The organism is Streptomyces sp. NPDC055254, from assembly GCF_053606025.1.
Window position 1 is genome coordinate 1 of the sequence record NZ_JBSGQV010000076.1, and the last position, 7,460, is coordinate 7,460.

General features: G+C 67.7%; 3 protein-coding genes and 6 pseudogenes. 6 read left to right on the plus strand and 3 right to left on the minus strand.

Annotated features, from left to right (window positions below):
• Positions 1-405: 405 nt before the first annotated feature.
• Positions 406-1,161, minus strand: coding sequence for a helix-turn-helix domain-containing protein (locus ACWFQ8_RS33105; protein ID WP_453789982.1), 756 nt, complete (start codon positions 1,159-1,161; stop codon positions 406-408).
• 462 nt (positions 1,162-1,623) lie between these two features.
• Here ACWFQ8_RS33105 and ACWFQ8_RS33110 point away from each other — a divergent pair.
• The 5 pseudogenes from ACWFQ8_RS33110 to ACWFQ8_RS33130 all read left to right on the plus strand — a co-directional run.
• Positions 1,624-2,701 (plus strand): annotated as a pseudogene (locus ACWFQ8_RS33110) (IS110 family transposase).
• A gap of 467 nt (positions 2,702-3,168) precedes the next feature.
• Positions 3,169-3,713: pseudogene (locus tag ACWFQ8_RS33115) on the plus strand (IS110 family transposase); the annotation flags it as partial.
• Between the two features lie 40 nt (positions 3,714-3,753).
• Positions 3,754-3,978, plus strand: a pseudogene (locus ACWFQ8_RS33120) (transposase); the annotation flags it as partial.
• Positions 3,979-4,166: 188 nt separating this feature from the next.
• Positions 4,167-4,400: pseudogene (locus tag ACWFQ8_RS33125) on the plus strand (IS110 family transposase); the annotation flags it as partial.
• 350 nt (positions 4,401-4,750) lie between these two features.
• Positions 4,751-5,038, plus strand: a pseudogene (locus ACWFQ8_RS33130) (transposase); the annotation flags it as partial.
• Between the two features lie 94 nt (positions 5,039-5,132).
• Here ACWFQ8_RS33130 and ACWFQ8_RS33135 read toward each other — a convergent pair.
• On the minus strand, positions 5,133-5,552 hold the full coding sequence (locus ACWFQ8_RS33135; RefSeq protein WP_453789983.1) for a hypothetical protein: 420 nt from the start codon (positions 5,550-5,552) through the stop codon (positions 5,133-5,135).
• Between the two features lie 40 nt (positions 5,553-5,592).
• Between ACWFQ8_RS33135 and ACWFQ8_RS33140 the strand changes: the two are divergent.
• Positions 5,593-6,217, plus strand: a pseudogene (locus tag ACWFQ8_RS33140) (transposase); the annotation flags it as partial.
• A gap of 406 nt (positions 6,218-6,623) precedes the next feature.
• Here the strand turns inward: ACWFQ8_RS33140 and ACWFQ8_RS33145 are convergent.
• Positions 6,624-7,241 carry a DinB family protein gene (locus tag ACWFQ8_RS33145; protein WP_453789984.1) on the minus strand — a complete coding sequence of 206 codons (618 nt, stop codon included), beginning with the start codon at positions 7,239-7,241 and terminating at the stop codon, positions 6,624-6,626.
• Positions 7,242-7,460: the final 219 nt, after the last annotated feature.

Sequence of the window (7,460 nt, forward strand, 5' to 3'; positions counted from 1 at the left end):
TCGCTTTCCAGGTTTCCGCTTTCGCGTTTCCCTTTCCGGCGAGTCCGACTCTATCAGAACTTTTCCACCGGATTTCCCGGCTTCGGATTCCTGAACGAATCGAGTGCACCCCACAGCGAATGTGAATCCTTGGGGGTGGGGCTGCCGAACCTGACCGGTTCGAGGCAACCGCTTGACTCTACAACTGCGGCTGGGGGGTGTCAAAACGGCGCCTGCAGGGCCCAGGGGGTCACCGTCCCGGACGGCTGGTCGTGGTGGACGTTCTCCCGAGAATCGAGGCCACCGGGCGTCGAACGGCCGGCGGTGGCCGGAGGCCGAAGGCCCGGCGTCACCCGCGGACCCGAGCGTCAGGCCACGTCGTGTGGGCCCCGGCCTCCCGGACGGACGGCGGTTGTCCGTACTCCTCTATCCGCGATCCGTTCGCGGCCCGGCACCACCGGCCGCGGGAACGTGAGGTTTCGTGTGGAGGATCTCGCGGGCCTGCTCCGCGGCACGGGTGATGCTCTCGCTGACGAAGTCGACGAAGCGGGCGATGTTCTCCAGGCGGTCGGCGGCCGGGGTGTCGGAACCGAGCACGGAGACACCCTGCCGCGCGATCTCGACGAGGTGGGCGGCGGCGCGGGCGCTGGCCATCATCGACTGGTACCAGACGTCTTCGTCGACGACATAGCGCTCGCGGCGTCGTTCGTCGCGTTCCCGGCGAACGAGGCCCTGGTCCCCCAGGAACGTGATCGCTTTGGAGATGGACGCCGGGCTGACCTGGAGGCGCTGGACGAGTTCGGCCGCGGTGAGGCTGCCGGAATCGGTAGTGGTGAGACAGGTCAGCACCCGGGCCATCATCTTGGGCATCCCCGAAGCCATGAGGACGGTGGTGAACGTTTCCTCGTACTCGCGCACCGCCTCGGCGTCACGTCCGTGGGCCGGCGGCGGCACATCCGGCCCCTCCGACGCGGGCTGCCTGCGCCGCTGGGTACGCCGTTCCGTGGCGCGGTGGGCCAGGTCGGCACGGTAGGCGGTGGGACCGCCGTTGCGCATGACCTCACGCGTGACCGTCGAGGTCGGACGATCGAGGCGCCTGGCGATCTCGGCGTAGGCGAGTCCGTCGGCCAGCCCCAGCGCGATCTGCTGGCGTTCCTGCTGGGTGAGCCTGCCTCCGGGCATCCCGTTCTCCTTCGTCGCATCGCGCTGATGGCGCCAGCATAGCGATAATTCGCAATCCATTGCAACGCAAGGAGATTCCGGTGTTGCATTGAGCAGTTGATTGTTGCAACAGTCTCTCGGCTATGGCCTGCGTTGACAGCCGTTATCGGCAATGAAAGTACTCCCCAGCACGCGAATGCAACGTAGCGTTTCAAGTATCAGAAACATCGACTAGTGCAGGCCGGATCACCATGCAGACGTTCGACACCCCAGCGCCGGTCTCCGTCGTCCTCGACACCCCACGGCATCCGGACCCCTCGGGACGAAACCTGGGCAGCGCGCCCGAACGGTCAGCTGCTCGTCCCGGCCGGGTCCGTGTTCGCCTTGCTCTCTCCCCTCCGCAGGTCGGGAGGCTCTTCGTGATGTGGCCGTGGCGATCGGTGCCGTGGGACGGCCGGGCGAGGGGACGACCGAAGGACCCGCGTGATTGTCACAAGTGACATCGGCGCTTTCCTCGGCCTGGACCTCGGCAAGGGCGAACATCACGCCACCGCCGTCACCCCGGCCGGGAAGAAGGCCTTCGCAAGCGGCTGCCCGACAACGAACCGAGCTCCGCGAGGTGTTCGGCAAGCTGAAGGCAAAGCACGGAATCGTTCTGATGGTCGTCGACCGGCCCGCCTCCATCGCCGCCCTGCCGCTGGCGGTGGCCCGGGACATGGGCTGCCCGGTCGCCTACCTGCCCGGACTGACGATGCGGCGGATCGCCGACCTCTACCCAGGTGAGGTCAAGACCGACTGCCCGCGATGCCTTCCTCAACACCGACGCGGCCCACGTCATGCCTCACACCCTCCGCTCGGTCGACCTCGAAGACGAGACCATCGCCGAACTGAAGATGATCGACCAATCCGACGACGACCTGGCCGGGCATCCCAAGGTGCCACCCGGATCAGCAACCGCCTGCGCGGCCTGCCCACCCAGATCCACCCGCACCTGGAACGAGTCCTCGGCCCCCGCATCCAGCACCCGGCCGTCCTGATGCTCCTGGAAGGGTTCGGGTCCCCGGCCCAGATCCGCGGAACCGGACCCCGACGGCTGATCACGTTCATACGGCCGAAGGCCTCGCGGATGGCCGAGCGACTGGTCGAGGACATCTTCACCGCACTGGACGAACAGACCGCCGTCGTCCCAGGCACGGACGCGGCCGCTCTGATCGTCCCGAGCCTGGCCACCTCGCTGACCGCCGTCCTCGACCAGCGCGAACTCCTCACCACGAGCATCGAGGAACTGCTGGAGGCCCACCCTCTTTCCAAGGTCCTGCCGTCCATGCCAGGCATCGGCGTCAGGACCGGAGCCCGCACCCTCATCGACGTCGGCGACGGCACCTCGTTCCCGTCCGCCGCCCTCCTCTGCCTCGCCTGACGACGCGTCGACGTCCTCTTCGCGATGCTCCGTGACGGCACCTCCTACGAACCACGTCCAGCAACCGCACGAGAGGCACGAGGCCTGACCAGCGCCTACCGGTTCTGCCCGGCGCCGGGCACGCGAACGGCCACGTCATAATTGCCGATCAGTCGGCAAGACCACACGGGGGCTCATTCCCTTCGCGTTCTGCTGCTCCGGAGCGGCTCCGGCTTCCAGCAGTACCTGGAGCGTCGCCGGATCGGCTCGGTAGTTGAACACCGCGTTGAACAGGACGGTGTTGCCGTTGTTGTCACCGACGTCTACGGACGCACCCGCCGCCAGGAGGATCCCCGCGGCCGGCGCAGCCTGGGACTGCGCGACAAAACGGGCGGCCCTGGCGGATGGGGCGGATCCGGGCCACCGTGTCCCCTTGGTCGAGCGGATGACCTGGGGGGTGGTGTCGCTGGAACCGTGGTGTGCCGTCGGAGACGCTGATGAGAGACCCGGCCACCGCCCGGTCCGGCGCAAGGCCGGGCAGTTCGCGGGCGGCAGGTCTGCATAACGTGGATGCGCGAGCACGGTGCCATTGCCGAGGCCGGCAGGAGCAACCCCCTGGGACGGCTGCGATGTTAGACACCGATGGCGTGGGCGTCTTTCTCAGGATGGACGTCGGCAAGTCCGCCCATCATGGCCACGGGCTGACCCCGGAGGGCAAGAAGTCTTCGACAAGCCGATGCCCAACAGCGAACCGAAACTGCAGGCCGTCTTCGACACGCTCAATGCCAAGTTCGGCACCGTGCTGGTGATCGTGGACCAGCCCGCCTCGATCGGTGCCCTGCCGCTGACCGTCGCCCGGTCGCCTACCTGCCTGGACTTGCCATGCGGCGGATCGCCGATCTTTATCCGGGCGAGGCGAAAACGGACGCGAAGGACGCCGCGGTCATCGCGGACGCCGCCCGCACCGTGCCGCACATCCTGCGTTCGCTGGAGCTGACCGACGAGATCACCGCCGAGCTCACGGTGCTGACCGGCTTCGACCAGGACCTCGCCGCCGAGGCCACCCGCACCAGCAACCGGATACGCGGCCTGCTCACGGCAGTTCCACCCCAGCTTCGAGCGCGTGCTCGGCCCACGACTGGACCACCCCGCCGTCACCTGGCTCCTAGGCCGCGTGTGGAAAGTGGATCTCGAGCGATGAATGATCACGGTTCATGGGGCGGGGAGATCTCACGGACGAGCAGTGGGCGGTGCTGGAGCGGTTGTTACCGAAGGGGACGAAGGCGGGGTGGCCGCCCGTCTGGCCTCGGCGGCAGCTGATCGACGGCATACGGTTCCGTGTCCGTACCGGTGTGCCGTGGCGGGACGTGCCTGTCGAGTACGGGCCGTCGGGCCGGGTCTACGACCTGTTCCGCCGGTGGCAACGGGACGGCACCTGGCACCCCGCTGGACCAAGGCAACCCCGACATCGTGCTGGGTGTCGACACGCACAAGGACGTCCACGTTGCCGCCGTGGTCACGAGTGCCGGCGCCTTCGTCGAGAGCCGGAGCTTTCCGACGACCGCCGAGGGCTACGAACAGTTACTGGACTGGGCCCGGACACTGGGGCCGCCTCAGCGAAGCCGGGGTGGAGTGCACGGGCTCAGACGGCGCCGCACTCAGCCGGTATCTGCATGGTCAGGGCATCATCGTCTTCGAGGTGAACCAGCCCGACAAGGCCACCCGCCGACGCCGTGGCAAGAGCGACATCGTCGATGCCGAGGCTGCAGCCCGCGCGGTGATCACCGGCGGGGCGACAGCGACCGCGAAGGCCGGCGACGGGCCCGTGGAGATACTCAGGCTGTTCAAGATGGCCAAGGCCTCGGCGATCAAGTCCCGGGCTCAAGCGATCAACCAGCTCAAGGCCGTTCTCGTGGCCACCGACCCCGAGCTCCGCGAGTCTCTGGCCGGTCTGAGCAACCCCAAACTGATACGCGCTTGCGCAGGGCTCGACAGCTCGGCCTCCGGAACGGCAGGCGCCGCCGCCCACACGCTCAAACTGCTGGCCCGGCGAATTCAGCACCTCACCGAGGAGGTCGAAGAGCTCACCACGCGGATCAAAGCCGTCATCACGCAGCACAATCCGCAGCTCCTGGCCTGTTACGGCGTCGGCCCCGACACCGCCGCGACCCTTCGGATTGCAGCGGGTGACAACCCCGACGCAGCGAGGCCTCGTTCGCAGCTCTCTGCGGCGTCAGCCCAGTCGAAGCCTCCTCCGGGAAAACTCAGCGTCGGCGCCTCAATCGGGGCGGAAACCGGCAGGCCAACTCCGCCCTCTACACCATCGTGCTGGCTCGTCTCCGATGGGACACCCGCACCCGCGGCTACCTCGACAGGCGCGTCTCCGAAGGCAAGACCCGCCACGAAGCACTCCGCTGCCTCAAACGCTACGTCGCACGCGAGATCCACCAGCTCATCACCCGCACCACCACCCACGTCCTGGCGGCTTCACATCCATAGGGCTTCACATCCATAGGGGCATCAAGCTCGCGGTCCGCTTTGAAGCCACTGTCCTCATCGCGCCCATCAACGAGTGGCTCTGACCAGCACGCTGCTACAGCTCATAGTCCTGGGCCAGCTCCTCCCAACGAATGCTGCGAAGCGCGAGATCAGCATCCTCACCCGCCGGTACCTCCGGTGCTGGCTGGAACCAGGCGACGACGAGGGTGGAACCGTCCATTGCCGGGTCGAGCGCCGTGGAGCCGAAGACACCGACGCAAGCCACGGAAGGCAGCACCTCAACGGGACCGAAGGCGCCGGCGGTCTCGTCCGGGCACTCGCGCGAGGGCGAAACGAGATGGACCGGCATGGAGGGAAATGCGTGCTCGGCCTGCCGCTGGAGCCAGCTGACCTTCCGGTCGTTGATGCGCTTGCAAGGGTAGCCCTCCAGCATCCCCCCGTAGGTCGAAGACATCCGTAGCTCGGTGAGCCGGATCGAACGACCCGACGAGAGGACTATGTGACCCAGTGACATGCCGACACCCTATGCACGCGGTTCACTTCCGATACACGCCCTAGAGCGCCACGGATCTCCCAACGCTCTGCGGAAAGCCGGCGCCGCGGGCTCGTCGAGCTGATCCGGCCCAAGGCTCCACGGATGGCACGGAGGCTGCTCGATGACGTCTTCGACGCTCTCAACGAGCAGACCGTCGTCGTTTCCGGCGCGGGCACCCTCGACATCGTGATCCCGTCGCTGGCCGCATCGCAGCGGTCCACGACCAATGCAGAGCACTCGAAACCCAGATCAGCACCCTGCTGGAAGCCCACCCTCTTCACCCGGTCCTGACCTCGATGCCCGGAGTCGGAGTCAGGACCGCCACCGTCCTGCTGGTCACCGTCGGCGACGAAAGCGGCTTCCCCGGTGCCACCCACCTCGCCTCATGCACCGGCCTCGCCCCACGACGACACGCCCTCTGCGGCGGAAACCGGCAGCTCAAACGCGCGATGTTCCTCTCCGCCTTCACCCGCATGAACGCCGACCCAGCCTCCCGCACCTACTACGACCGGCAAAGAACCTGCGGCAAGATCCACACCCAAGCACTCCTGCGACTCGCACGCCAACGCATCAGCGTCCTGTTCGCCATACTCCGCGACGGCACCTTCTACGAGCCCCGCACCCACCTCACCCTCGCTGCCTGACCACCCCAACCACACGCAATCCAGGCACCGCGTCCTTGACGAAGGACATAAAGACACCCCCCGTGGACAGGCCAGGCCGCGGGTTACGACCTGGCCGCCGACCCGCAAGCGACGCATGCCGCGGCTGACCCTTTTGCAGCGTGAACGGCCGGAGCATCTCTAACGGGCTGTCGCCGGTCTTCGCCGCGCCGGTGGCGCGTATCCGGCGGTGGCACTGCCACCGCCCGCCGCCCCGAAACGATTCAGCGCGACGGGGTCACAGGTCCCGTCGGGCACGGCCTCACTCCCGTCGCCTTAGCTCTCAGCGGCTGATCGTCCTGCCGGCGGCTCCTGGTCCAGGGTGGTCTTCAACCGCGAGCCGGAGTTGCCCGGTACGACCGCGCGGGCCGCTCCCCCAGTCCGTAGATCAGTGCTGTCCGGACCGGTAGAGGTCACGGAGGAGGGCGATCTCGGCGCCGTGGTGCAGGAGTTCCTGGTTGACCCACCACACGATGTCGACGAACGGCTCTTCGGCGTCGCTGCCGTGGGGGTACGTGCAGTGCCCGACCGTGTCGAGGGCGGCGTCGTCGACACCCAACAGCGCCTTCCGCCAGGCCTCGGCGCCCAACTCGAAGGCGGCGACCGCCGATTCGGCATCTCCGCTGACCACGTAGGTGTCGCGGGTCAGCAGGCGCCGGCCGGCCGTGTGCTCGGCTCGGAGCGTCATCATCTCGCTGAGGTGGCTCAGCCGCCAGGCGATGGTGGTGAACGGCGGCGGCCACGGGTGCGGATAGGGAGCGGCGTCCCGCCCCCAGTCACCCGCCCCGGCCAGGAGGGTCGCCCGCGCCCCCGGCCCGTCCGTGCGCCGGCGGACCGACCAGCAGTCAGGTACCGGCTCCCAGAAGTACTCGTGGTCCGTCATCGGGCCGACCGCGGTCTCCGATCCGTCACCGCTGTCCATGACGGGCCCGGCCAGACGGCCAGTGAGGCGCTCACGACCGAAATCGAACTGCTCCAGCAGCGGCACCAGCCGGGACGGGATCAAGGGGCTCTCCTCTTCGCACTTCCGGTCTCGTCTACGAGACCCGCCGGCTCGCCAGCCTGGCACGGCCCTGCCGACGCCGCACTCCCATTTTGCCCGGAGGCGGAAGCAAGGGTGGGCGATAAAGGCCCGGGAACGCAGAAAAGCCCCGCACCGAACCCTTGACGGGTTGGTGCGGGGCTTTCCCACAATGATTGTTCGGCGGCGTCCTACTCTCCCACA